At 42.0% G+C, this 25,904-nt stretch carries 25 protein-coding genes and 3 tRNA genes; 7 read left to right on the top strand and 21 right to left on the bottom strand.

The genetic code is table 11. The features are described from left to right. Positions 1 to 36: 36 nt before the first annotated feature. The 7 genes from CH373_RS00390 to CH373_RS00360 form a co-directional block, all read right to left on the bottom strand. Positions 37 to 1,389 carry a ricin-type beta-trefoil lectin domain protein gene (locus tag CH373_RS00390; protein WP_100711970.1) on the bottom strand — a complete coding sequence of 451 codons (1,353 nt, stop codon included), beginning with the start codon at positions 1,387 to 1,389 and terminating at the stop codon, positions 37 to 39. Between the two features lie 54 nt (positions 1,390 to 1,443). Next, positions 1,444 to 2,790 (bottom strand): ricin-type beta-trefoil lectin domain protein, encoded by a 1,347-nt coding sequence (locus tag CH373_RS00385; RefSeq protein WP_100711969.1) that lies wholly within the window; start codon positions 2,788 to 2,790, stop codon positions 1,444 to 1,446. 319 nt (positions 2,791 to 3,109) lie between these two features. Further along, a complete protein-coding gene (locus tag CH373_RS00380; RefSeq protein WP_165778750.1) occupies positions 3,110 to 4,444 on the bottom strand; it encodes a ricin-type beta-trefoil lectin domain protein in 1,335 nt (444 codons plus the stop codon). Positions 4,445 to 4,686: 242 nt separating this feature from the next. Continuing rightward, positions 4,687 to 6,015 (bottom strand): ricin-type beta-trefoil lectin domain protein, encoded by a 1,329-nt coding sequence (locus tag CH373_RS00375; RefSeq protein WP_100711967.1) that lies wholly within the window; start codon positions 6,013 to 6,015, stop codon positions 4,687 to 4,689. A gap of 301 nt (positions 6,016 to 6,316) precedes the next feature. Beyond that, on the bottom strand, positions 6,317 to 7,651 hold the full coding sequence (locus tag CH373_RS00370; protein ID WP_100711966.1) for a ricin-type beta-trefoil lectin domain protein: 1,335 nt from the start codon (positions 7,649 to 7,651) through the stop codon (positions 6,317 to 6,319). 262 nt (positions 7,652 to 7,913) lie between these two features. Beyond that, a complete protein-coding gene (dcd, locus tag CH373_RS00365; protein WP_100711965.1) occupies positions 7,914 to 8,444 on the bottom strand; it encodes a dCTP deaminase in 531 nt (176 codons plus the stop codon). 73 nt (positions 8,445 to 8,517) lie between these two features. Beyond that, positions 8,518 to 9,297, bottom strand: coding sequence for an enoyl-CoA hydratase-related protein (locus CH373_RS00360; protein WP_100711964.1), 780 nt, complete (start codon positions 9,295 to 9,297; stop codon positions 8,518 to 8,520). A 125-nt stretch (positions 9,298 to 9,422) separates the two neighbouring features. Between CH373_RS00360 and CH373_RS00355 the strand changes: the two genes are divergently transcribed. Together CH373_RS00355 and CH373_RS00350 are read left to right on the top strand one after the other, a co-directional pair. Beyond that, positions 9,423 to 10,163, top strand: coding sequence for an LIC10067 family putative lipoprotein (locus CH373_RS00355; RefSeq protein ID WP_243393195.1), 741 nt, complete (start codon positions 9,423 to 9,425; stop codon positions 10,161 to 10,163). A gap of 75 nt (positions 10,164 to 10,238) precedes the next feature. Then, entirely contained in the window at positions 10,239 to 10,439 is a 201-nt protein-coding gene (locus CH373_RS00350) for a hypothetical protein (RefSeq protein ID WP_100711962.1), read from the top strand. Between the two features lie 133 nt (positions 10,440 to 10,572). On the opposite strand, the gene CH373_RS00345 is transcribed toward CH373_RS00350, so the two are convergent. The 3 genes from CH373_RS00345 to CH373_RS00335 all read right to left on the bottom strand — a co-directional run bounded on the left by CH373_RS00345 (position 10,573) and on the right by CH373_RS00335 (position 14,009). Further along, positions 10,573 to 10,944, bottom strand: a complete 372-nt coding sequence (locus tag CH373_RS00345) for a VOC family protein (protein WP_100711961.1) — start codon at positions 10,942 to 10,944, stop codon at positions 10,573 to 10,575. A gap of 315 nt (positions 10,945 to 11,259) precedes the next feature. Further along, complete coding sequence (locus CH373_RS00340) at positions 11,260 to 12,399, bottom strand: hypothetical protein (protein WP_243393194.1); 1,140 nt, start codon at positions 12,397 to 12,399, stop codon at positions 11,260 to 11,262. After that, positions 12,396 to 14,009, bottom strand: coding sequence for an NAD(P)-binding protein (locus CH373_RS00335; protein WP_100711960.1), 1,614 nt, complete (start codon positions 14,007 to 14,009; stop codon positions 12,396 to 12,398). Before CH373_RS00335 ends, CH373_RS00340 begins: the two co-directional genes overlap by 4 nt. 139 nt (positions 14,010 to 14,148) lie before the next feature. On the opposite strand from CH373_RS00335, the gene CH373_RS00330 reads away from it, so the two are divergent. Further along, a complete protein-coding gene (locus tag CH373_RS00330) occupies positions 14,149 to 14,913 on the top strand; it encodes an HAD family hydrolase (protein ID WP_100711959.1) in 765 nt (254 codons plus the stop codon). Positions 14,914 to 14,924: 11 nt separating this feature from the next. Here the strand turns inward: CH373_RS00330 and CH373_RS00325 are convergent, their stop codons facing one another. Beyond that, the gene (locus CH373_RS00325) at positions 14,925 to 15,773 is read right to left on the bottom strand and encodes a class I SAM-dependent methyltransferase (RefSeq protein WP_100711958.1); all 849 of its coding nucleotides are present in this window, start codon (positions 15,771 to 15,773) and stop codon (positions 14,925 to 14,927) included. A 159-nt stretch (positions 15,774 to 15,932) separates the two neighbouring features. Here CH373_RS00325 and dapF point away from each other — a divergent pair, with 159 nt between their 5' ends. Then, positions 15,933 to 16,781, top strand: coding sequence for a diaminopimelate epimerase (gene dapF / locus CH373_RS00320; RefSeq protein WP_100711957.1), 849 nt, complete (start codon positions 15,933 to 15,935; stop codon positions 16,779 to 16,781). A gap of 17 nt (positions 16,782 to 16,798) precedes the next feature. Here the strand turns inward: dapF and CH373_RS00315 are convergent, their stop codons facing one another. From CH373_RS00315 to CH373_RS00280, 9 genes are all read right to left on the bottom strand, one after another. Continuing rightward, a complete protein-coding gene (locus CH373_RS00315) occupies positions 16,799 to 17,509 on the bottom strand; it encodes a lysophospholipid acyltransferase family protein (RefSeq protein WP_100711956.1) in 711 nt (236 codons plus the stop codon). 27 nt (positions 17,510 to 17,536) lie between these two features. Continuing rightward, on the bottom strand, positions 17,537 to 17,836 hold the full coding sequence (locus CH373_RS00310; protein ID WP_100711955.1) for a hypothetical protein: 300 nt from the start codon (positions 17,834 to 17,836) through the stop codon (positions 17,537 to 17,539). A 344-nt stretch (positions 17,837 to 18,180) separates the two neighbouring features. After that, positions 18,181 to 18,663 carry a WbuC family cupin fold metalloprotein gene (locus CH373_RS00305; protein ID WP_100711954.1) on the bottom strand — a complete coding sequence of 161 codons (483 nt, stop codon included), beginning with the start codon at positions 18,661 to 18,663 and terminating at the stop codon, positions 18,181 to 18,183. After that, positions 18,650 to 18,826, bottom strand: coding sequence for a hypothetical protein (locus CH373_RS18600; RefSeq protein ID WP_165778749.1), 177 nt, complete (start codon positions 18,824 to 18,826; stop codon positions 18,650 to 18,652). The genes CH373_RS00305 and CH373_RS18600 overlap by 14 nt, the downstream gene beginning before the upstream one ends. A gap of 280 nt (positions 18,827 to 19,106) precedes the next feature. Beyond that, positions 19,107 to 19,183 (bottom strand) — tRNA-Arg (locus tag CH373_RS00300). Positions 19,184 to 19,194: 11 nt separating this feature from the next. Further along, the gene (locus CH373_RS00295; RefSeq protein WP_100711953.1) at positions 19,195 to 19,626 is read right to left on the bottom strand and encodes a hypothetical protein; all 432 of its coding nucleotides are present in this window, start codon (positions 19,624 to 19,626) and stop codon (positions 19,195 to 19,197) included. After that, positions 19,580 to 20,026 (bottom strand): magnetosome magnetite crystal formation protein family, encoded by a 447-nt coding sequence (locus CH373_RS00290; RefSeq protein ID WP_100711952.1) that lies wholly within the window; start codon positions 20,024 to 20,026, stop codon positions 19,580 to 19,582. The genes CH373_RS00295 and CH373_RS00290 overlap by 47 nt, the downstream gene beginning before the upstream one ends. 47 nt (positions 20,027 to 20,073) lie before the next feature. Beyond that, positions 20,074 to 20,162 (bottom strand) — tRNA-Ser (locus CH373_RS00285). 13 nt (positions 20,163 to 20,175) lie between these two features. Further along, positions 20,176 to 20,260, bottom strand: a tRNA-Ser gene (locus CH373_RS00280). Positions 20,261 to 20,313: 53 nt separating this feature from the next. Between CH373_RS00280 and CH373_RS00275 the strand changes: the two genes are divergently transcribed. Beyond that, positions 20,314 to 21,555, top strand: coding sequence for a class I SAM-dependent RNA methyltransferase (locus tag CH373_RS00275; protein WP_100711951.1), 1,242 nt, complete (start codon positions 20,314 to 20,316; stop codon positions 21,553 to 21,555). Positions 21,556 to 21,663: 108 nt separating this feature from the next. Here the strand turns inward: CH373_RS00275 and sph are convergent, their stop codons facing one another. After that, positions 21,664 to 23,250 (bottom strand): sphingomyelin phosphodiesterase, encoded by a 1,587-nt coding sequence (gene sph / locus CH373_RS00270; protein WP_100711950.1) that lies wholly within the window; start codon positions 23,248 to 23,250, stop codon positions 21,664 to 21,666. A 431-nt stretch (positions 23,251 to 23,681) separates the two neighbouring features. Here sph and CH373_RS00265 point away from each other — a divergent pair, with 431 nt between their 5' ends. After that, positions 23,682 to 24,956 (top strand): hypothetical protein, encoded by a 1,275-nt coding sequence (locus tag CH373_RS00265; protein WP_100711949.1) that lies wholly within the window; start codon positions 23,682 to 23,684, stop codon positions 24,954 to 24,956. A 140-nt stretch (positions 24,957 to 25,096) separates the two neighbouring features. Continuing rightward, entirely contained in the window at positions 25,097 to 25,786 is a 690-nt protein-coding gene (locus CH373_RS00260; RefSeq protein WP_100711948.1) for a hypothetical protein, read from the top strand. Positions 25,787 to 25,904: the final 118 nt, after the last annotated feature.

Here is a 25,904-nt window from a genome sequence, read left to right as displayed (position 1 = left end):
TTTAGAGGAAAGAAGATTATAAGAAACTTATGCTTTTTAATTTGTCCGCCAGCTCCAAATCTGAAAAGGCCAGCCAATGCAGTTGAAAAATCCAACTGGCGTGCGATCTGTTGAGGAGCCGTCGAGGATGGACAAACAGCGCTCCGCTGCCTCTGTACGCGGTCCCGTGATCGCTCCGTTTTTATGAACTGCCAGTTTTTGCGATACGGAGTCATTACAAGGCTGGACTGTAAATGGTGTTCCTGCTTCACCGGAGCCCATGTCCAGACAAAGTCCCTCTCTATAGTAGATTACATCATTTGGAAGTAGACTCCATTGCTGCGCAACCGTTCCATTGCAGGTGTAGATTTGGACCCTTGCTCCAGGATCGGTTCTCGCACCTTCTACATCTAAGCACTTGCCATTTGCATTTCTAATTTCAGTTAAGTAAATTGGCTGCTCATGAAAGGAGGTGCGTTTCCAATAGGCATCCCATAACATTTTAGTAATCGGGTACGTACTGTTCCCGTTTATCGTGTGGAAAATCCAGGTCAGTTCCCGATCTCCAATTAAATTTCCTATCATAGCGTGGTCGCTATTCCGGATTCCGTAATAAACGGCGAAAACCAAAGAAAAATTTTCAGCACCGATATCGCGAAGAAACATAAAAGGTGCTCCTGAATCACCAGGACAAGCTTTTGCATTCGCGTTCTCCCTCCCTTTGATCATACCATCCCCTACGGACGATAAAAATAACTCTCCAGTTGCGAAGCGTTTGATTCCCAAGTTTTCTTCTTCTGTCGTGCAAGTGTGTCCTTTCAAACTAGGATCCGATCCAAAACCGTAACCAGTAAAAGTAAATGAATTCTGTTGGCTGCGGTCGTTCCATGGAACCCGTTGATCGGTGAAAAATTGAACTTTTCTCGGGAAGCCAAGAATATCGTAAATTGCACCTTTCAAATAGACCAAAGCTAAATCTTTTTTTGGCCTTCCTCCCCCGGTGTATTCCGGATGAACATAAAAGTCCGCTCCAGCGTCGTGAACAGCTATGTTCGATCCAGAAGTGTCAGTATATACGATCCAAACCGATCTTGAATTCAATCCGGACACGCAGTGAGCTGCTGTCAAAACCCAATGTTCTGTGATCATTGATCCGGTACAAGAGCTCAATGTATCCCAGTTTATAAACTGAACTACAAAAGAACGTGCATTGCTATTGTCACGCTCTGCATTCATTATGTAATTTTGACCATTCGCAAATTGGTTCAAGTAAGGATCAGAAGTGGGTGTTTGTGCTAGAGCTAATATTTCATGATCCAGTTTGCCAGAGTTTGAGTTTTCACAACTGAAAACCAAGCCGAAGCTTCCCAAAAAGGAAAGGAATAGCAATGTAAACATCTTCTTTTTCATACATAACTCCTTATTCAGAATATGTGGAGAAATTCCGAACAAGAAGGTAGCTTCTTAATTCGTCCTCCAGCTCCAAGTCTGAGCAGGTCCGCCAAAACATTGCAAAAACTCTACAGGAGTTCGATCCTCCGAAGAACCGTTGCGTGTAGTCATACAACGTTGAGTAAGCTGATCAAAGGGACCCGTAATTCCACCAGTTTTTTGGATCGCGAATTTTTGAGATAGGGAATCGTTGCAAGGTTGGACAGTAAATTGCGCTCCTATTTCACCGGAGCCCATGTCCAGACAAAGGTTATTTCTGTAACGAATTGCGCCGGATGGGGAAATGGTCCAACTTTGTGCAACGGTTCCATTGCAAGTATAGATTTGGACTTTTGTTCCGGGTTCCGTTAGTGCACCATTAACATCTAGACATTTACCATTACCTTCTTTGATCTCCGTATTTATATTAGTCATTTCTTCAATGATGGCTCGACTCCATTGTCTATTTGATTCAAATTTTTCTACGCGAAACGGGCTTTTCGATTTTACTATATTGAAAATCCAGTTGAGTTCGGCTGGTTCTATTATATTGCCTTCCATGATGGTGTCGTTTGCTCTTGTTCCATGATAGACAGCGAACATCATATAAACGAAAATATTACCAACGGAATGACCAAATAGGAAAGGCATTCCTGAGTCTCCTACGCAGGCTTTTGTATTTGGGTCTCCTTTTCCCTGGATTCTACCGTCGTCGTAAGAAAACCTAAGGATGGTTCCGAATGACCAGCGTTTTATTCCAAAGTCAGTCGCCTCTTGGCAAGTGGATTTATTCGAACCAGAATCTGAACCTTGACCATAGCCTGCAAAAAGATAAGAATCAGTCGCGTCACCGTTCCGCCAAGGAACACGCGAGTCTGTATAAAATTGTACCTTTTCGGGGAATAAGGGAATACTGTAGTTTGCTCCTCGCAAATGGATTAGGGCTAAGTCTTTTCTCGGGTAATCAAATTGAGGATGAATATAAATATCTCCCGGACCGAAATGGAATTCTAAACTCGAAGAACGGGGTGGAGTATAAAATGCCTTTACTGTTCCGCTTCTCCGGTCCGAAACGCAATGTGCAGCCGTTAAAATCCAGTGTTCCGCAACCATTGTTCCGGTACATAGCGTAGCGTGACCTTCGAGTACTTGAAATTTAATAATATAAGGAAATATGCCTGCGGCATCCCGTTCTCCGTTTAATACATAATTATCGCCGATTCGGAGCAGGTTTTGATACGGATCTGTACTTGGGGTTTGTGCAAGCGCCAATACTGCCGACTGCGCTCTTACCGAATCTGACTCGTTCTGGCACCCAAAAATTAAACCCGTAAGACCCAGAGCTGTCAGAAAAATTACTACCAGTAACCTTGTATGCATACTTCGCCTCCGATCCAATGGATTCTTCTAATTCAATGAAGCAATGAACATTTAACAAGTATTAGGTGAATAGTTTGAGCAAAAAAATATCCGCGAGAAATTTGCACTTTTGTCATGCTTTTGTTCGTTTAACATTTGTTATATGTTGGAAGATTGCGTAAAAGCTGAAAGATTGCCAGGTGTCGTTGCGAAAATCTTTGGTGTTATTTATAGGAACTCAATCTAATGAGTAGTAGATTACGTTCACACTCTACCTTTCCGTTCGGTTGAATTAATAATTCTGAAAATGAAGAGTGTGAACTAAGTTTCTATATCGTACTCAGTTACCCCAACTCCATGTTTGGAATGGTCCACCAAAGCAGGGAAGAAATTCCACAGGAGACCGATCTTCCGAAGAACCATTTCTTACACTGAGGCAGCGCTGTGCAAATGAATCAAATGGTCCCGTAATTCCACCGGTTTTTTGGATCGCAAATTTCTGTGTATTTGAGCTGTTGCAAATTTGAACAGTAAACTGAACTCCTGTTTGACCGAGGCCCATGTCCAAGCAGAGATTGTTTCGATAATAGATTCCTCCACTTGGAGAGATAGTCCACTGCTGACCAACAGTTCCGTTGCAAGTGTATATCTGTACTGGAGTTCCGGGTTCAGTTCTCGCGCCGTCTACATCCAGACATTTACCATTTCCTTCTTTAATCTCGGTGAATAAGTAAGCAGTTTCTGAAATTGAGGTTCGTTTCCACTCGTTCGTCCATTCGACTTTATCGATATGAAAAGGGCTGTTTAATCTAATCGTGTTGAAAATCCAGTTCAGTTCTTGTTTTTGCAGTAAGTTTCCTTGCATACTCTGATCGCTCGCAACGGTTGCAGTTAGAACACCAAAGAGCAGGGGCACAAATATATTGTTGATGAAACGTGGAAACAGGAAGGGCATTCCAGAATCACCTTGGCAAGCTTTTGCACCTTCGAGCCCTTTTCCTCGAATCATGCCTTCTTTGAAAGTTGAAGCAATCAACGATCCTTGGGCGATTCGTTTGATTCCATCGGTTCCCGGTGTGCAGGGAATATTGGAACCAGCCTCTGAGCCTAAGCCATAGCCACCGAAGAAAAAGATACTGCTTTGGCTTCGGTCTTGCCAAGGGACTCGAGGGTCGGTATAAAATTCTGCTTTTCTCGGGAAAACTGGAACCGAAAAAATCGCTCCTCTCAAATGGATTAACGCTAAATCTTTTTTCGGCGGCCTAGTGAATTCAGGATGAATATAAAAGTCTCCGCGAGCATCGTGAACTGTAACATTCGATCCTCCAGGGGCAGTGTAAATTACTTCAACGTTTGAACTGCTGAGTCCGACTACGCAGTGAGCCGCAGTTAAAAGCCAGTGCTCAGCAATCATTGTTCCTGTACAAGCGCTGTTATGTTCCGCTATTATCACGCGAACTATAAAAGGCTGTATACTGCTAGTGTCGTGATTTCCATTTACTACAAAGTTGTTACCAGTTCCACGTCGATTAGGGTACAGATCCGGACCAGGGGGTTGCACAAGGGCAAATGCCTCGGAGTTTACTTTTTCCGAGTTGGAATTTTCACAACTGAAGATTAGACCGAGGAGAACTAAGGACGTTAAGAAAGTCCTCACGTATACTTTTTTTCTCATACTTGACTCTTTCATTTTTTCGGATCCACCGGAATCAAATAGTTTAACAATTGTTAGCTGAATAGTTGAATAAAAATTTTAAATTGTTTTGATATTGAAAGAGCGGATGTAATCTATTTAAATTTGCTTAATATTTATTTTTAGTTAACTAAAATTGCAAATGTTTGTTCGTACTCTAAGTTTTGACACTTTTACCTCCCAAATTGAAATCGGAAGGTAAAAGCTTTTGCGGAAACTATACTTTAGAAATCATCGTGCCAGGTCCATTGTTGCGCGCCCGAGCCATCGCATGTCTGGAATTCAATTGGTGTGCCATCAGCCGAGGAGCCACCACGCGCCGTAACGCAACGATTCGCGAAAAAGCTGAAAGGTCCGGTGATCGTACCGGTTTTCTGAATCGCGAATTTCTGTACGACTTGGTTGCTACAATTTTTGACTGTAAACTGAACTCCTGTCTGACCAAGGCCCATATCTAGGCAGAGTCCGTTTCTGTAATAGATTGCACCACTCGGATCAATAATCCATTTCTGCGCAACAGTTCCGTTACATTGATACAATTGTACCGGAGTTCCTTCATCTGTCCGAGCTCCTTGCACATCCAAACATTTGCCACCTGGGCCTTGAATCTCCGCAAAGATATAAGCACCTTCCGCAAACGAAACACGTTTCCAATCGTCATTGGATTGGCTTGTAAAGATGCGATATGGGCTATTCGCTTTCATCGTATCTTGAATCCAGTTCACCTGGTTTTCGAGCAAGTTTCCGAACATGGTGTGCTCGGTAGGTGAGTTCGCTGCCAAGACTGCAAAAATCAATGATTGGACTCTCCCTTGGACAGTACGCGTAAATATAAATGGAAGTCCTGAATCGCCTTCGCAAACTTCTGAATGATCCCAGCCTTCACCTTTGACCAGGGTATCGCTTAGATAATTAAGCAGAGATGCTTGGAACCATCTTTTTATTCCATCAGTTCCAGGAGTACAGGGAATATTCGAGCCGTTATCAGATCCTTGACCATAACCTGTGAAATAATAAAGATTAGGTTCGTTACGGTTACGCCAAGGAGCGCGTGGATCAATGAAGATTTGAGCTTTTTCCGGGAAAACCGGAACGGAATAAATCGCAGCTCGTAGATGGATCAGGGCCAAATCTTTTCTTGGCGCTCTGTATCCCGGGTGAACATAGAAATCGCCTCTACCATTATGAACCGTTACGTTGGAACCTCCTTCAGGCGTGTAGGTTACCTCAACCGTCCCAGTACTCAATCCAGAAACACAATGTGCAGCGGTTAAGATCCAATGTTCCGCAATCATAGATCCGGTACATGCGCTAGAGCGCTCCGGTATTGCGAAACGTACAACAAAAGGCCATATACCGTTTTCTCGATTTCCGTTTGTAATATGAGTTGCACCAGGGATAGGTACGTTCAAGCCCGGAGTGCTACTCGGGGCTTGTGCTAATGCTAATATCTCGGAATTCTTATCACCAGAAGTTGAACTTTCGCAACCGATAGCGAAACCTGCAAGGCTCAGCAAGGATAGGAAAGCCCATATATTTACTTTTTTTCTCATTCTTAACTCTTTAAGCGATTAATTCTTCCTGTTAAAGGAAGTAACAATTTAACAGTCTGTTAGGCGAATATTTGAACGAAAAAGAATGTATGAAGATTGGAAAGATTTGGCCCCTTCAGGAAACTTTCGCTTCGCTTAACTAAATGAAATCATGGAAGCTACAAAGGGAGAATTAAGAGTGTGTAGCCCTGAAACCACACATAAATGATTCAAAATTTCCTCCCTTACGATTTTTAGTTCGTAAGAGAAGAAATTGTTAAGCGAACTTTATGCTAGAGCACGAATACCTGAGCACTGAATTTTAAAAATCGTCGTGCCAGGTCCACTGCTGTGCATACGAGCCATTACATTGTTGGAACTCAATCGGAGTGCCATCTGCTGTGGAACCGTTGCGTGCAGTAATACAAAGGTTAGCAAAATTCCCGAACGGACCTGTGATCGGACCATCTTTTTGGATCGCGAATTTTTGAATCGATAGGTTGTTGCAATTCTTGACTGTGAATTGAACGCCAGTTTGGCCAATACCCATATCTAGACAAAGCCCATCTTTATAGTAGATTGGACCTGCTGGATCAATAATCCATTTCTGGGCCGCGGATCCATTGCATGAATATAATTGAACCGGTGTTCCAGGATCGTTTCTGCCTCCGCTCACATCCAAGCATTTGCCGCCCGGGCCTTTAATTTCTGCGAAAATATAAGCGCCTTCCGCATATGAAACGCGTTTCCATTCATCAAGCAGTTCAGTTGTGTAAATTCGATATGGACTGCCGTCCTTCATTGTGTTCAAAATCCAATCCATTTGATTCTCGATCAAATTTCCAAACATGGTGTGTTCAGTCGGCGAATTTGCTGCAAGTACTGCGAAAATCAAAGGAACATCATTCCCACCGATCGAACGATGGAATATGAATGGAAGTCCGGAATCACCCGCACATACTTCTGCAGTCTCAAAGCCTCTCCCTTTGACTAGAGTATCGTTTAGATAAGAAGTATTTAATGCAGCTCCATACCAGCGCTTAACTCCATCTGTTCCTTCCTGGCAAGGAAGATTCGTGCCGTAATCCGATCCCTGTCCATATCCCGCAAAGAAATAAGAATTAGGCTGACGACGATCACGCCAAGGAGCTCGACGGTCTAGGAAAAACTGTGCTTTTTCCGGAAAGGTAGGAATGGAGTAGATCGCTGCTCTCAAATGAATTAGAGCCAAATCTTTTTTCGGAGCTCGGTAACCAGGGTGAACGTAAAAGTCTCCTCTACCGTTATGCACCATTACGTTATTTCCTCCAGCAGGAGTGTAATAGACTTCAACATTTGCGTAACTCAATCCGACTACACAATGTGCTGCGGTTAAAATCCAATGTTCTGCGATCATGGCACCGGTGCACGCACTAGAATGTTGCGGAACGATAATACGAACAACAAATGGCCAGGCGCCATTGATTTCTCGGTCCCCGTTGATTACATGATTTGTTCCGTCCGTTGGTAGATGGAAATTCGGAGCGTTGTTAGGAGTTTGTGCTAGCGCCAATATCTCGGTATTCATTTCACCAGAATTAGAACTTTCACATCCGAGAATTAAACCTGAAAGGCTCAATAAGGATAAGAAAGTCCACATACTAATTTTTCTTTTCATTCTTTAACTCTTGTAGCGGTGGATTGTCCCTATGAAAGGAACTAATCATTTAACAATAAGTTAGGTGAATAATTGAGCGAAAAATCAGAATTGTTTATCTCATTGCGTACAGAGTACGTAAATGCGATTTGTTTTTTCAGGATGGAAGGAGTTTCGATTTACAGAATCCAGCTTTTTGCGTAGGCGATGGTGTAGCTCTTAATAATGGGTGATAAGCGACTAAGGCATATTATTAGAGAGGCTTGGTTGCGTTGATGAAAACTTAATACTTTCCGTTTTCAAAATCCTTATACAACATCGAAATTTGGATCCCTTTGTTCCCTTGGTATTTTCCGGATTTGTACTCGGTGATTTCTCCCTCTACTGTATGGTAAAAAATCTGACAGATCTCTACATTCGGATAAATGTATAATGGATGTATCACCGAGATTTCCAAGGTCCAGTAGCCTTTAAAGCCAACATCTCCGAATCCCGCAGTCACATGGACGTACATTCCTAATCTTCCGATAGAAGATCTTCCTTCTAACATAGGGACTAGGTTATGAGTCTCGGTGTATTCTAATGTTCTACCTAAATAAAGTACTCCAGGCTCGAGCAATAGGCCGGAATCTGGTATCGAAAGATTCTCCGCTTGATTCGGCTTCTTCATATCCAGGGGAAGACTAGAGTAACGAAGTAGCTCATTATGCAAACGTAGGTTATACGAATTCGGATTCAATCTCTCGTCTGAATAAGGTTCAATGAGGATGTCTCTCCCAATTCGATTCTTAATTTCCTTTCCGGTCAGTATCATTCGGATCTCTTTAGCTGGCGGTTTTTTCCATAAATAGTGGGCTGCTCTGAAACAGCCTCACTTTTTTTAACCGTTACCTTCCTTTAAAGACTGGCTTTCTCTTTTCTTGGAAGGCGATCAGTGCTTCTTTGCGATCTTCCGTTTTAAGAGTTTGGTTATACATTTTTCTCTCTACTTTTAATGCGGAAGCAATGTCTTTATCTGCTCCTTCTAGTATCGCTGCTTTTGCAAGTCGGACTGCCAGAGGTGCTTTTTCCGAAATTTCTTTCGATAGTTTTAGTGCGGCGACTGTTGCAGAATCATGCTGTACGTAATTTGCCAAACCATAATTCAATGCGGTATCAGGATCAATGGTCCTGGCAAGCAGAATCATTTCCATTGCCTTAGTTACTCCGATTCGCCTCGCTAATCTCTTCGTTCCTCCTGCACCTGGGATAATTCCCAAACTTGTTTCGGGAAGGCCGACCCGAATTCCTTTATGCATGACAATGAAGGTACAACAAAGCGCTAGCTCAAGTCCTCCACCGAATGCATCTCCATCCAAAGCAGCGATTGAAGGAAAAGGTAGATTCTCCAATTCTGAAAAGAAGGATCCGATTCTGTCCAAATATGCATGTACCTGCTTTTCGGACATAGAGAGCCTTTCTTTTAAATCGGCACCAGCGCAAAAGGTCGGCCCTTCCCCCCTCACAACAAGAGCTCTTACGTCATTTTCGGAAGCAACATCCTCCAAATAAGACATAAGTATGTCTAACATCTCGGAAGAAATTGCGTTCCTCTTTTCGGGACGGTTCAGTGTAATAATGGCAGTATGTCCTTCAATGGTGTACTTCACGATTTCATTCGCAGGCATAATCTTTTCTCTCCAAAAATAATGGTTCCTAGGTGTGACAATTCGTCCGATAATACGGTAGGTTTCCCTTTTTTTAGGAGACTGCAAGCAAAAGGAAATCAATTCATTGGTTATAGGATTGGAAAATGTTAGCCCATAGAACGATGCGGACTCTATTTTCAACAACATTTGTGTTCGTGCTATTCTTGAATTGCTCGGATTCTACGAACAGTAATGACCTTTCTTCACAGCTAGGTATCGGGAACCCAGTAATCACGGAAATTGATCCTCCTTCTGGTGCTCCTCCGATCGGTACGTACGCGGCAACTACGGTCACGATTACAGGTAGACACTTTGCCCCTTCTACAACGGATTCAATCATCACATTTCATAATGGAGTTAGGGCGACGGTTTTGACCGCTACAACTACCCAATTGACTACAACTGTTCCGGCAGGCGCAACTTCTGGTTTGCTCTATGTATCCAAGACCGGAGGCTCTGTCTGTGACCCATTAAACGGTGATAGCGCATACAATTGTTATGCGAAGAAGTTTTACATTGATTGCTATAAGTCTTATAACGGAGCCTACGGGGATGAGAATGGAGTGACCTATCCGGATTCCAAGACCGTAGAGTATAAAGAGCAGGTTGCAACAAAGGCTTACCGAATCGATCTTAATACAACAGGTGCAACAAATGTGAAAATAGGCTGCGACACTTTTGTGGCTATTTCCTATTTCACCAATGCCTGCGTAGAGATTCAAAGGGCAACCCTAGGAAATCCAAGTACCTGGGAATACCAACCTACGATCACGTTTCCTAGCTATTATACGGTTCAAATGTTTATTACTGCCGGTAAGGGGAACTGTACGATTTCCTTTCCTTAATTCCGAACGGATAAGCTCGGAAAAAAGAATTGGTTTTTTTTTCGGTTCGGATAAGATTTTAGAAGGAGAAGCCAGATGAAGGTGATTAATTCCGTTCAGCTAGGTATGCAGGAAAAAACCTCCTTGGACAACCGGAAGATGCCTAAGGTGGAAGGTATTCCAAATACTCCTTATGAAAACAAACTAGCTGACACTTCCGACAAAAAGTCGATGTCTCCGGATTATATGGGTGATATGTATAAAATTCGTGGAGCCTTTGTAGACAAATTATCCTAACCGCCATTTTCTAACAGACACACAAGGACCGAAAGCAGATCGGCCAAAATTAAAAAAGCCCTCAAAATTGGAGGGCTTTCTTATATCGTACCTTATGATAAATGATCTTATCTTCTAAATTGTGTCTGAATTATCAACTTTCCTTATAGTTGATTTCGATAATGTTTCCAGAAGGATCCAGGAAGTGTAGGAATTCCCCTCCATCTCTCGACTCAGGTCCTTTTACAATTTGGATCGATTTGGACTCTAACTCTCCGATTGCTTCTGTAAAGTCGTCTACATCTAGAACAAAGCTAATAACCGGAGATTTTGTATCGTTTAAAGCACCTTTCGTGCCGGACAATTGAAGCAACTTAATGTTGACATTGTCCAATCCCATAATTGCGAATTCGCCGGATCTTTCTTCGATCGTTTCAAAATCGAATAATTCGGAATAGAACTTCACCGTGCTGTCTAAGTCGCCGGTGGGTATTACGATATAATCAATTCCTTCTACGATAATCATGGAGCCGGATCCCTAATTTCTTTTTTCGTCATTATGAGGGGAAAACCGGCCTTGTCTATCGGAAAATTCCCCCGCTATAGAATCTGGGGCTCGGAGGAATCACTCTCTTGTTTTCCCATTGTAATTCCTAGGAAAATAGGTTGGTTATCCGAAGAAAAAGACTTTGAGCAGTTTAGTTCATCTTAATTCGTTAATATCTTCTCAGCCACTTGGATAGATCTTGTGGAGCTTGAACCGATCCCGACCCGAATTCATTTCGGTGAATGATTCATCGACTTGCTAAAAATCAATTTAGAACTTTTCCAGCCAAAAGGGTCAATTATCCAAAAAGTCTCTGAGCACTGGATTTTCCTTCCCAAGCTTCCAAATAAAACCATCCAAAACATAGTGGGAAAATTGAGGTAAGAATAATAATGGAACGAGTATTGCTTCACCCGAACCGATTATATCCTTGGATGCAATCATCGAATTCCAAAAGAAAGCGGAGTGTTCCTTCCAAACGAAGCTGTCCCATAGCCATTCTTCCGTATACGCAAGAAAGAATAGGACTCCCACAAAAGTAAGTAATGCAATCGGAACCGAAGAAAAGGCCTTAAATAGAGGGGCAGGATAGAACTTGTATCGAAACCGAGAGTAGGCAAACAGTAGTGCAATATAAGGGATTCCGTGGTTCACCACGTTTGTGAACGTAAATGCAAAGTCGTTGTTTAAATAAATAATTCCCACATACCAAACAAGCGCAGTATTTAGAACTAGCAGAAATTTCGTGTAAGATACGGTTCCGATTTTTCGGTAACGATAGACCTGGAACAGAAAATACGCAGAGAACCAGATCCAAAATAGAGCGTGAATCGCGTCCGCAATCGGCTGTATTTCGAAATGAAGAAAATCTCCCTCCATAAACCATTCGAAATTTCGACCACCAGAAACTAAGTGCCAGTAAATGACAGGCAAGCCGGCCATTGCATATACCGTCCATTTTTCAAAATAAAAGAATCTTTGGTCCAAGTCTGTTTTATCTTTTCTGTGGTAGAGCGCCAGAAATCCGTACTGTTGGCGAATGAAATGGAAGACTGCAATATATGCCATTACTCTCCAAAAAAGTAATTTTCCAAAAGAATAAAGGAGTACTGCGAGGGAGAAACAGGCCAGAGGTACAAAAATAAATAATGCTTTTCTCCGCAGGAATTCCTGCCGGTCGAAGTAGCTTCGAAACAAGGTAGAATATACGTGAGAGACATCTATACAAGGAATAAGCGCAAACCAGATCCAAGGCGGTAGGCTATCTCCGTTAGTTCTAACGCTTCCACTACTTTTACTCAAAAGACTGAAAGGATCGAACCAGTGAATCACAAGCACAATGCAGACGGCAACGAATCCAGGCGCGAGCAACCAAGTTAGGTCAAACGAAGCGGAAAAAATCCAAGGATTCTTAGAAGCTTTTCTTTTTATCATGAATGTATATTCAGTTTTTGTAAAATCTTTCGAGCGGCTTCGTGTCCGCGATATAGCGCTTCCTCAAAAAGAGAAAATCCGCTTAAATCACTGTGCGCAAATATTACACCTTCCGAAGTTTGAGACAACTTCTCTCGTTTTCCTCCCCAAAGGAAACCTGGAGTAGGGCGGATCATTGCATGTGCGTGGGTCATAATGTCCATTTGAAATACTAAATTTTCGATGTTCGGGTGGGGTCTTTTTAAATCGACTAGGATCTCCTTCTTCCAATCTCTCCAAGACATTCGCATCATTTTTTGTTTAGAGGTTAAAGTGTCTTCTCCTCCGAATGCCAAGTAATAAGTAAGAACCGATTGAGGCCTTTGTGCACGCAAATCCTGGTGAGTGGAGATAATGTAACCCAAGGAAGGGCTTTTGTAAATTACGTTGTCCCATGCTGGAGCGTGCCCTTTTCCTAATGGTAACTTGTTTACGAATAAATTTGCTACGAGCCAGGGAGAATAAGTCAGGTTCTTTAAATAATCCTGATTTTCGCTTAATATGTAACGTCTAGTGAAGGAAGGAAGCGCGTAGACTAAATATTCGGATTCAAAAGCAAATTCCTTAGATGTACTTCCATTGAAACCGAAGACTTCCCAAGAGCTTCCTGATTTTCGAATTTTCCGGACCAGAGAGGAAGTTTGAATTCGATCTTTGGAGAGCTCCTTTAGTTTTTCCATTAGGAATCCGTTTCCCTCGGGCCAAGTAATTACCGCTGGATCCTCTCCTGTCTCGTCCACGTTACGAGAGGAGAAGTAATGGATTCCTGCCCACGCAGAGATTGTGGATAAGCTTCCGCCGTAATCATCTCGCATACAGTAATCGGCGTACCACAACAATTCTTCAGAATTGATCTTCTGGTTTTCGAGATATTCTCTAAACGAAATTTTATCCAGGGAAAGTATTTCGGGATCTCTAGAAGAAAGTTCCATCGGAATCGCAAAAGCTTTTCTACCGTCTCTTCCGACTTTAGTCCTCCAAAAGTCCATGAGGGACCTGAATTTCAGTTCTTGTTTGTCCGGTTCTCCCGTTCTTCGGGGAACCAGTCCGGATTGCCATCTTCCTTGGTAGAAAATTCTCTCCTCTGGATCAAAGCATAAGATTTTTTCGGAATAGATTGGATTTCCCTTTGGATCTTTTCCGATGACTAGGCCGAAGTCCTCTAACAGCTTTCGAACCAAAACAGTTTCTGAGTTCGGTTGCGGAAGATAATGCGCGCCCCAAGGAAATTTGAAACCGTTTCGATTTCCGAATTTAGAATTTCCACCTGCTTCGGTTTCAAGTTCCAGGATCAAGTAATCTTGAAATCCGGACTTAGAAAGATAATAGCCCGTTGCAAGACCGCTGATGCCTGCTCCTGCGATGATTACCTTGGCCTTTTTTGTTTTGTTCAGAATCGAAGGCGGAGAAAATGGTTCTCGAATTTTGTGTCCAAGTTCTTTGTTTGGACCTAAAATGGAGCCGGTAATTTCAGGTTTTCTGAATTTGAAAAAGGAACCTAGGCCTAGAATTCCTAAGCAGGAAATCACCGTAGATAAAAAGAATTTTCTGGAAAAACGATCTTTTTGCATGAAAGGACGAAACGAATCTTATTCGGAGCAGTCTTGCTTTCAAGGAAAAAGGTTCCTTCTAAAGAATTAACTTCTGAATTAGTAGAAAGGTCTTTGCAATCTTATTGGCAGATAATGCTAACTATTAAACGGTTTCAGAATGGCACTACTGCTTGATTTTGATAATACGCTTTTTGACTCGATCAAGATTTATGAAGATTCACTTCGGAAAATGGAAAAAGAGGCACCCAAGTACGGCTTTCGTAGCGTAAAAGAATTTCAGAAATTATACCAAGATTCTCGAGCCGAAGTTAAGTCAGAATTAAAAGGAGTTCCTACAAATAGACTTCGTCTTCTTTACTTTAAAAAAATGGTCGAAAAATCTTCCGGTAGCTGCAACCCGAAGAAGATACTAGATTTGGACCAGGCATACTTTCGCTTTTTCTTAAATGGAATTAAGGAATGGAAATCGCAGAATGCACTTTCTTTCCAAAAGATCATTCAGATCTTAAAAGAGATTCAGAATCACGAGACCATCGTTCTGCTCACAAATGAGAATCTAAGGACGCAGTTACTTAAAGCTTCCGTACTTCTTCCCAAGGAACTCGGATATCATTTGGTCACTTCAGAAGAAATCGGTGCAGAAAAACCTTCCAGTTTGATGTTCCAGAGGGCATTTTCTTTGGCCAGTTCGGATCCAGAGAATTCTTATATGATAGGCGATAGCCTGGAAGACGACATTAAAGGCGCACTAAATGCGGGGATTCGCGAAGTAATTCATATCAAATCGATTTTTGCAAAAAAGAAAACCAAAGAGCTTTCGCTAGATCGAAAAGAAACAGCCGGAAAAAACTACTGGGAAGCTCCTTGCTTAGAAGCCGCTCTGAATTATATTCTAGGAATGGAAGCTGGAAAAATTGTCTGAAGTAACGAGTCCTACTTTTTCATTAGCGCGAATAATGTAAGATTCAAGTTAATTGATTTGAAGGAAGCATACCAAAGAGCCAGAGTGAAATAATAAAATCCTTTTTTTAAAACCACGCCTATCTTCGCCTTACTTCCAGAAACGGAAGCGATTGGTTTTAGTATTGCGAATTTTGTAGAAGAGAAACCACACTGTGTGCTCAAGAGGCCTAAAGTTTTTTCCGTATAATCGTTGATATGATCTTTTGCTTCGAGATAATGTCCGTCTGCTTGCATTCCTTTGAGAAAGACTTTTAGCCTAGCTTTGAACAATTGCACCGGAAAGTTAGGGGTCTGAACGAATAAAAATCCCCCTGGCTTTAGTAGACCATAAAGATATTGTAATAAACTATGAGGCTTTGGAATGTGCTCGATCACGTCCCAAAGAGTGATAATATCAAAACTTTCTTTTGGTAGACCGCTTTCCTGTACGATTCCCGGAAAGATTGTAGTGAGTCCGTTTTTTTCCCTTCCGAATTTTACTGCTTTCTCGGAGATTTCATATCCGATCGCTTCCCAAGAAGGGCGCATTGTTTGAACCGTCTTTACAAAAAACCCGAGTCCACAACCGACATCTAAGATTCTGCCAGATTTTACTTTTAAGAATTTACCGACGAAGTCTTTGTATATTTCTCTGTGAGCCTTATCCCACCATTCCAGATCGTATCCTTGTTCATCGTCCCAGTAACCTTCGTAATGCTCTTCTTGCTCATAGGTAGAAAATGCATGGCCGCAATTTAGGCATTTTACTATCGGGATAGAGTTTTCGACAAAAACGGTTTTGTTTTGGGTGCTTCCGCAGAGGTAACAGACTTGGTTCAAAGGGAATTCCGGTCGGGAAAGATGCTGTTTATCCTTTTATTCAGGCCCGGAAATTCCAGTAAAAAACAGTTTTGGTTTTGCCCTTTTTAGATTTTACCGCCGAGAAAGGTCTAAGAACATGGAATCATAAAAGCGGTTAAAGTTGCACGGGGGATTCAATTGAGCAAAATTCAATTCACAAAGATGGAAGGAATCGGCAACGACTATGTATATATCGACGCGACCGGAAATGATATCCGTCTTACAGCACAACAGATTCAAAAAATATCAGACCGCAATTTCGGTGTCGGTAGCGATGGAGTCATTTTTATCCGAAATTCGAACAAAGGTGATTTTCAAATGGATATGTACAACTCCGATGGGAGTTCCTCGGAAATGTGCGGGAACGGGATTCGCTGCGTCGCAAAGTATATTTATGACCACGGGTTAACCTCTAAAAAAAATCCGAAGATAGAGACCGGTGCTGGCGTACTAGAGCTGGATTTGATTGTAGGAAGTGATAACAAGGTGCAGCAAGTTTCCGTGGACATGGGAAAGCCTGTTTTAGTTCCTTCCAAAATACCTGTCATCTGGAAGGATGAAAATCCGATCATCGATCAAATATTGCCTGTGCCTGGATATGATTTGAAATTCACCGCTGTGAGCATGGGAAATCCTCATTGTGTGATCTTCGTAGAAAACCCGGATGAATTTCCTGTTAGAGAAATTGGCCCGATTATTGAAAACAAAACCGAATTATTTCCTAGAAGGATCAATGTAGAATTCGTGTCGCTTCGTGGAAAAAATCATCTGTACCAACGTACTTGGGAAAGAGGCGCAGGTGAGACTTTAGCCTGCGGGACTGGAGCTTGCGCTGTAATGACCGCCGCTAATCTAACGGGTCGTACTGAAAAGGATGTGAAAATCGATCTCCGCGGAGGCTCCCTGCGGATCCAGTGGCTTGCATCCGGAAACATAATTATGACTGGTCCGGCAATCGAAGTTTATTCCGGTATAATGGAAGTGTAATATAGTTCGTTAAAAGACTATGCTTCGGCGTACTGACCGGTAAGCATCGCGGACATTCTAGATCTGACCTCATTTGATAACGCTTTCATATTTTCTTCTAGAGATCCCGAGAGATAGTTTTGGTGATCGACTTTTTCTCCGTAGATCACGCGGACTTTTTTATAAATCGCCCTCTGTTTAATATCACAGACTTCCTTTGGCATTCCCATAAAGCTGCGCACAATGGGAGGTATTGGAATATCAGAATAGCTTTCTTCTAATGGGATAATGACTGTCGGAAGTATATCTACCTTATTTCGGATCGAAAATGCTGCAAATCCCTCGTGAAATTTGACCATCGGTGCGGAGAAATCATTCTTAACCATGTAGTCATGGCCTTCGGGAAAAATTCCGAGAACGTCCCCTCGCTTAAACACCTGCTGGATCATTTTTATCGAAGCCATCGATATTTTCCCGTCGACAGACATAGGAATCCCTCCAGCGATTTTCGCCAGATCTTTGAAGAGTGGAATCCTGAACGTGTACTCTGCTGCGATCCAAGAAATAAATCTCGGAAAAGTGTAAGAAAGGATAAATGGATCCATATCGGATCGATGATTACTTACTAGGATTAACTTTCCATCGGGTACGATATTCTCCGTACCATGCGCAGTGATATTCACTGCGAGCCCTATAAACGGAGCCACAAAGTTTTTGATTCGAAGATACGCCTTCGCCTCTTTTTCCACAGTAGTTCACCTTCCTTAACTCAAAGGTTATTCACCTAAAAACACATTCCACCATTTCTTCCGAGCCTCATCCGAAGTTGGATTTCCTTCGGGGGTTCTAGAACCGGCGGTCGCTGTGTTACTTGGAGAATTGGAAGTTTGGCTCCTTCCGAATTCTCTCGTTCTTCTTCTTGCAGGTAATGCAGGAAGATTTCGTTTAATTTCTTCGTATTCCTTTTGGGCAGTCGAATTAGATTGAATATAATTTCTTATTTCGAGCCATTCCGGATCGTGTTCATTGCCGTAAACGGCGTAGTTCATTAGATCAATTTGATCGAACTCAGGCATATCAGTCCTTTATATCCAAGAGATTCAATGTTTGGATTCAGTCCGACTGCATGTTTGTCCGGGAAAATACTATGGCAACAGTTTTCGTAAATTTCAAATCGGATTTTAGTTCTGGGAAAAAGAATTTTATACGAATCTGAACTGAATTTGTGGGATCCATTTTCCGAATGTAATAATCATGGAGAGAGAGAATCTCCCTCAGAGTAACAGACATAATTCAGAGATTCGGGAAGAACAAGAGACCTCGGTTTTTGCCGATTCACAATCGGAAACTAGGATCATTCCTTTTCCTAGTAAATCAGCTCGAAAGCATTCTAAAATGAAGGAGCTGTACGACTCGATTTTTAATGAGTAAAATGCGAAAGAAGAAACTCTAAGTATTTATCCTTACTCAAATCGCTTTCCGCAGGTGCCCATTTTGCAAATTCTTTGTCTGTATTTGGATCATAAGGTCCGGACTTACCCTCAAAGCAGATGCAGGTATCCGAAATGCAGACGATCGTATGGTAAATTCCTGGTTTTAAGTCGATGCCAAAAGTCGGACCACTTGAAGAAAGCAAATGTGTCTCGGTTACTTTTCCATCCTCATCAAACAGAATAAATCCAAGAGTGCCCTGGAGTACAATAAATGTTTCTGGCTTCGGCGGATTTTTATGCCGATGCGCTTGCACATATGTGTTTTTAGTTAATACGTTTAGAAAGCGTTGATAAACTTCACTTAGCTCGTGGAAATTGTGATTGGTTCTTAAACGCGGAGATGAATCAGCTCTTTTTGCTAGCTCAGAAAAAAGCTCTTCGCTGATCAGCTGTCTATCAGTGCTGGACAAGTTGTAATTTGTTTTCGCAATAAGCTACTAGGTAATCCTTACATGCGGTGCAAGTATCTGCAGCTCCACATTCTCTTACTACTTCTCTATAATCCTTGTTCTCGGATTTTGCTGTTCTAACGATTCGCTCAAAGCTGACCTGAGCGCAATGACACTTATCCATTTAGGGTCCTACTATTACTATCGTTTTTGAGACTCAGTATAAATGTCAACAAATAGATCGGAAGAAATTTTCTGATTTTGGTCAGTTTATCTGTAATTATGTCGCTTAAGTGTAGGATCTCCCTAGTAAAACCCAAGTTTTCTAACAAATCTAGCAATGGAAACAGAAGTCCTGGAGAGAAAAACGAAGGGTGCAAAGAATCTAATGCTCTTTGAAATTCGCCTAACGGAGGAAAGCTGATTTAGAAATTTATCTTTGAAAAAGGAAAGAGAGGAAAAATTGGCGCGCCCTGAAGGATTCGAACCTCCGACCCTTTGATCCGTAGTCAAATACTCTATCCATCTGAGCTAAGGGCGCGGATCTTTTGATTAAAAGAGCTTTTTCTCCAGTAGAGCCAGATGCTCTGCAGGGAGTTTCGGGACCAGTTTTTTTCCTTTGGCATAATTGTATAGCAAGAAACCAGACAGGCCAAGGTAAAGGCAGATGGCAGACAAATGAACGAGATTTGCGAGCCAAACTCCTACTAGCGGAATCCAGGAAATAGGTAAAGAAAGAGCCAAAATACTAAGGAAGTAGATCGTGTTTAAGAAGGAAAGCTTGGAATAGAAAATTACCTCTTTTCTATCTGAATAGAATGTAAGACCGATCAACCAGTTGCCGAATAACGGAAGAGTGACTAAATAAATTAGAAATTGCTCCGATTTCAAAATAGAAATCGCCTTCTCATAATAGGGAGAGATCAAATCCCAAATTTTACTTTTGAGAGCCGCGAATTTTTCTAAGAACTTTTCTAACTTCATTTTCTATCTCGGGCAAAAGAGGCAGTGCGGAATGTTTTCCTTGCCGAGCTTGTGCTGCCCCTAATCCACAATAAAATATTAATAATATCCAGGCTACGTAGCTCAAAAAATCAGTAACGATCGGATTCGCTTTGATTACCCTGAGTAACCAACTTAAGATTGGGAATTCTCTTAGAAACCAAACAAGCAAATATAGAAATACGAATCCGATATTTACTTTTATCGCCTGCAAGGAGTGAAATCTACAGATTTCCTGTCCTTTTCGGAAAAACCAGGGTATCATCCATCCTACAAAAGGGATGTACGAAATAGCTGCAAAAGTATTGGGATACTCTTCCCCTTCGAGAAGTCTTTTGGTTTCCTCAAGGAATTCCCTGGTATTAAATCTTTGGGAAGGCATAAAATGGATGGTTTCCTGCAGGAACTAATCTAAAGAGAGGGAACTTTCGGAGACGCAGGGATTCGAACCCTGGGTACAGGTTACCCCATACGACAGTTTAGCAAACTGCTCCTTTCGACCGCTCAGGCACATCTCCATTTGTTCCAAGCCGGAGAAGGTAGGATTCGAACCCACGGTGAGTTTCCCCACGACGGTTTTCAAGACCGCTGCCTTAAACCACTCGGCCACTTCTCCAGGTGAGAATACTTTACTGACAAGAAGGGGGAGCCTGTCAAGGTGATTTACCCATGCGTGCGGAAAAGAAAGTCAGTCAGAGACTTCCGAAAAAAAGGAAAAGCGGAAGTCCTTCCAAAAGCAAAGACTCCGAAATTTTAGAACTGACCTCCGAGAGTTGGGCCAACCTAGGCACGACCGTTGCACATGCAAAAGGAAAGATCTTTTTTGTAAAGGGTGGGATTCCTGAGGAAAGATTGGAAGTTTCTATTACCAAGGAAAACTCCAAAATCGGCTGGGCTACAGTTTCCAAAGTTTTAAAAGCTTCTCCTGAAAGAATTTCTGTCGATTGCAAATCGTTTCCTGACTGCGGTGGGTGTTCCTACAGACATATTTCCTATGAAGAAGAGCTTAGAGTGAAGAGCAGACTGCTCGCGGATACTTTTCTTAGAATCGGAAGTTTTTCGAACCAAGATTTAGCCGAGATAAAAATTCTCAGTGGCCCTCCTGAAAAATATAGAAACACAGCCCAGATAAAGTTAGAGAAAGTGGGGTCGCAAATAATAGCAGGCTTTTACAAAGAAAACACGAATATTCTAGTCCCGTTTCCAGAGGAAGGCTGTAGAATCCTTCCAAGTGAGATGAACGACTGGATCCAGAGAAAAGTAACTGACCGTAAAAACTCTCCGAAAGGCTTGGAGTGGAAACTGAGGATGGACGGAGAGGAAGTGACCGAATACGAAGAGGACTCAGTCAGGATCGGACCGTTACTATCGGAAAAATTTACATGGCAAATTCCTAGCGGCGGGTTTACTCAAGTAAATCGCTTTTTACTAGAGCCCTGGTTGGAGGCAATTCGATCTTGGGTCGTGAATCCTAAGGAAACTATATTAGAATTATATTGTGGATCTGGTTTAATCAGTTTGAGTGTAGCACCGAAAGCGAAAGAGGTTTTCGGTTTTGAAATCTCTAAATCTTCGGTAGATACAGCGCGACACAATGCCTCAACCGCAGGATTGGGAAACGTAACTTTCGAAGCAATGGATCTGGAAAAAAAAGAGCCTGATCGGAATATCGCAAAGAGAGCCAGTACTTGGATCGTAAATCCTCCAAGAGCTGGCCTGTCAAAAAAAGTATTGGACTATATTTGTTCTACCCGTCCCAAATCGCTGATCTATTCAAGTTGCAATCACACTACCTTGGCAAGAGACGCAAAAGTATTGAAGGAAACTGGGTTTCGTTTGGAACAAGTTATCTTAGTGGATTTTTTTCCTAGAACTCAACATTTCGAAGTTCTGACCTTGTTCAGTAGCTGAGTTTGTTCCAATCAGTTTAAGCTGATTTGCTAGTTCCAAAGAGCGCAGTTCAGCCGAAATGTAAAAGGTTTGCTGTTCCATTAACTGCGCTCTTTGGAAGATCGACTTCTATTCGTAGATTAAATCGGCTGCCCAGTTTTTTGGAGGCTCAGAATCTAAATGCAGAATAAAAGTCTCGCGATTACCGATCGACTTCATCCATAAATAAAGGTATTCGTTCCAGCTTCCTCCGTCCCAGACCGTCAGATAATGGTATTTTCTCCAAAACGTATCATAATCCTTGAATGCAACACGAGAGCCATCTTGCAAACAGCCCCCATCTAGATTCAAAATTTCTAAACGATCTGATCCGTCATTCGACTTTGGATAGTAGGCATAGTTTCCTCCGCCTCCTCCGAGCCACCAGTTCCAAAAATAGTTAAAGTAGTTAGCTGGCTCAATTCGAATCACTCCGCTTGTAAGACAGGATGGATTCGAATCAGGATCTGACTCTCTCAAAAGATTGAAACGGGTAAAAGGTGATTCGGAGGCAGCACTAACCTTTAGCCATCCGTTTGAAGTAGATGGATCTGCTTGTATTTTCTTGCCGGTTGCTACTGAAGTAAACGAAACATTGTCGTAGGATCGTTTGTGCGCACTTGCAGTCGGTGTATTTACGTTTGCGTATACGAATCCGTACACCGGAAAATGATCCGAGTATTCGTATCCGGTATATCCTCCGGCAGACCAGTTTTTTGCTGAAATCGGGTCGTACGCAAGATTTTGCCAGAGAGCAGGCTGTCCGTGATCGGATGATACAAAGACGTAGTCCAGATATTCTGCAGGATCATTTGGATAGTTAAAAGACGCGATTCTGTTGCTCTTTGTGTCCCAGGAATTTTGAACTCCGGCATATTTGGGTTCGTTTACTCCGAGGCGGCCGATCATATCCTGGTATTCGGTCGTACCCTTAATCACATTCAAATCTCCTGCAATGAGCAAAAGTTCATCGGAAGGAATTCCTTTCGATTGTACAAAGGATCGAATATTATCAAATTGGTTTCTTCTGACTGAAACTCCTTTGTCAGAGCAGGCTGAATCCGCTGCTTGCGCATGCGTTCCAATTACATGCACTCTTGCCCCGTTTACGTTTAGTCTTACATAAGCAAAACCTTTATTAGAAAACCAATCGGATCCGCAACCTGCATCGTAAATGAACTGAATTTTTTCCTCGATCGGCCATTTGCTTACAATGGTTACTCCTCCGTTCGTAATGCTAGCCGGCCTATAATTTCCGAGAGTTGCGTCCCATCCTTCTGTTGTTCGACCGATCACATCAGTTTGGTAAGGGTATTGGCTTTGAATTCCACTCAGCAAAATGGCCCTCGCATTCGTGTCGAATGTTTCCTCAAAAACAATTACATCTTGGTTTTTGATATAATCGGCTTGAGCAATGTAGCCTGCCCTAGTTGACTGAGCCCAGTTAGAAATTGCGGAAGGTAAAAAGTACAAATTATGAGTTAAGACTTTGATTCTCTGAACTGGCTGTGATCCTTCAAGGCTTTGCAAAAGCAAATTTGAACTTTCGAATCGGGATGATCGGTTTTCTCCCGAGAGCGAAGACAAAAGCTTGGTATGACTTTCGTCAGTCTCTGATTGACATGCAACTGCGAGTAGGATTGAAACAAGTGTTACTGGAAAAAATTTTTTGCGCATTGTGTTTCCTTTTAATTAATTCAGATTAGCGATTTCACAAAAAAAGAAAAAAGATCCGAATTACGTATTACTTATTTCTGAAAAAATCGAGTAGAAGTAAAAAACAAAAATGAGTTCAAATTCACATTTTGGTTAAAATAAAACAGAGTTAGCCTTGAACAGACGTTCATCAAATGAGAGTTCATTTATTACAAAATGATAAATGAACAAGTATACTTAAATAAATTGATATCAAACTATCAGTGTTCATCGCCAAACGATAGATCTGCGAGCATATTAGAATTCTATTATAAATAACAACCGTTAGATATTAGATGATCTTATTTTTCTCAGCCAATTGACTTTCGCTTCTCATTCGATACAATTACCTGCAAGAGAATTGAAGCGTTTCCTTTGGAAACGTTACAAGACCCAGGAGAAAAAAAACATAAATGGGAAAAGTGAAGAATTGGAAAATGTTGGGAGGACTTGGAGTATTCCTTTTTGGAATTTCCATTTCGGCCCAAAGTCAAGCTCAAATGTTCGAACGTCCGGGTGTAATCGGAGATTCGTTAAGTCACGGATTTTTCGGTGCTACGGTAGAGAAGAAGACTCAGAACTGGGCCTATCCGGTCTTGGTTTCGAAGCAAGCCGGTTCAAGCGTTTCGTATAACGTTTTGAAGGGACCTTTTATCAATCTTGAGGATGTTCTCAAGGGAGATTGCGGGGTTTTCTGTATCGCCTCAACATTGATAGGTGGAAACGAATCTACAGTTTCTCTGCCGACTCATGCTGGGATTACTGGAGCAGATTACAGTTCCGTATTGAGAACTTCAGGTGAATGTGAAGACATCACTGCAACCAAATGGGCCAAAGATTGGTATTGGAAGACTTGGTATTGGTACACGTATCGTTGGGTGCAGGTGCCGGATTGCCAAGAACCTGATAAGTACCATCGATTCGGTTTGCGTAAATCAGGTACGCAGATAGAGATCATGGAAAAAGTTAAGCCTACTTTCTTTTTTGGAACTGCGGCTGCTAACCATGTTCTTTGTACTGCACTCAGCACGACGACCGACTGTTTGGATGAAGCTCGATACAAAAGAGATATTCGGGAAACCATGAGAAGGATGGCTTCGATTGGTTCCTTGAAAGGAGGGGTGTTATTCACCATTCCGAATGTGACTGCGATTGCATATTTGGAATCTTATCGAGATCCGAAAGGAAGAGCAAACTACTCTGGGCTGAAGGCTTTTTATAGATCTTCGGTTTCGGATCCGTCGCAAGTACTCGATGCGAGCGAAGTCGCAACGATCACCAACTTTTTGACAATGCTCAATAACGAGGTGAAGTCACAGGCAGCAGCGATGGGGTTTGCTGTGGCTGATCTAAAAGTTATCTTTGATGATCTCAAGGAAAATGGCAGATTAGTCCAGAGTCCTTCTGGCTGGAGTCCGGGTTATGCAAGAGCGAACTGGCCTTTACCGGGTAAACCTGGTATATTTGGTTTAGATGGCGTGCATCCGAACATGTATGGGCACTCGTTATTTGCAAATGAGTTGATTAAATCGATCAATAGCAAATACGGTTTTTCCATACCGAAAGTAAGCGAGTACAATGCGTGGTACTTCGATAGCTTAAACCGAAATCCGATCGACTTGAAAAATTTCCTTACCGAAACAATATTCGGTCAGTTTATTTCTTGGATCATCGGAATCTTCGTGTAAGAAAATTTGCAATCGCCTCTTGCTATTCGCAAGGGGTGATTGCAGTTTTGAAAAACTCCAAAGATTTCTAATATTCCGAAGCTCATAAAAGTACAGAGCCCTTTGAATCTATTTCTAACATAAGGATAAACGAGAATCGAATGACTAATATTCGGAAGCATTTCATTTGGATAGCCATCTCTATTGTTGTTTTGCTCTTAGTGTTCATCTTTTTCTGGCTTCAAAATCATTCAGAAATTCCGTCCATTTCTCAGGAATCGGAAAGTATTTTAGAGAAAGATGAAATTCATTCGGGATCTATGGAATTTCCCGAAGCCCCTCACCCTTTCCAAGAGGATCCGGATTTGGAAGGAGAAGCAAAAAGACTATGGCCGGAAGTAGTATTTTCTCAGAATAAAAAGGTCGATAGAGAAAAAATCCGGGATGAATGGAACGATTTCGCTAAAAGATATCCCAAGAATATCTATATTCCAAAAGAGTTTCGCCCCCAACTTTCCTCCGCGGAAGAGAAAGCAAGACTTGAAAAACTAGATAAAATATCTGCCGCGGAAGCTCAATTTGCGCTGGCCAAGGGCGCGGGAAGGTATTCGGAACCTGGGGCACAGCCTTCCGCAAATTCAATGGAACCAAAAGTAACCCCTTCCGAGCAAAAGGCATATTTTGAATATAAAATAGAGGAACTCGAATCCAGAATTCAATTAATTGAATATTCCATTAACGAAAGGCAGATCGATAGTTCGCAATTAGAAGAAGCAAAAAGAGATTTGCTGCTATGGAGAAAAGAGTTGGAACAAGTTAAGCAAGTGCTGGAAACCGTTCCAGCTTCTTAACAATCTTTGAAAGAAAATAGAAAGAGAGTTATATTTTCGGAATTTTGTGTAGGAGCTCCTACAGCATCTATAGGACTAAAATGACTTGTAAAAAAATGGATTTTATGAAAAAGGCGGC

The sequence above is a fragment of the Leptospira perolatii genome, assembly GCF_002811875.1.
In the GTDB taxonomy this organism is placed as follows: domain Bacteria; phylum Spirochaetota; class Leptospiria; order Leptospirales; family Leptospiraceae; genus Leptospira_B; species Leptospira_B perolatii.
The sequence above is the reverse complement of the archived record's forward strand: the minus strand, read 5'-3'. Positions and strand labels throughout refer to the sequence as shown.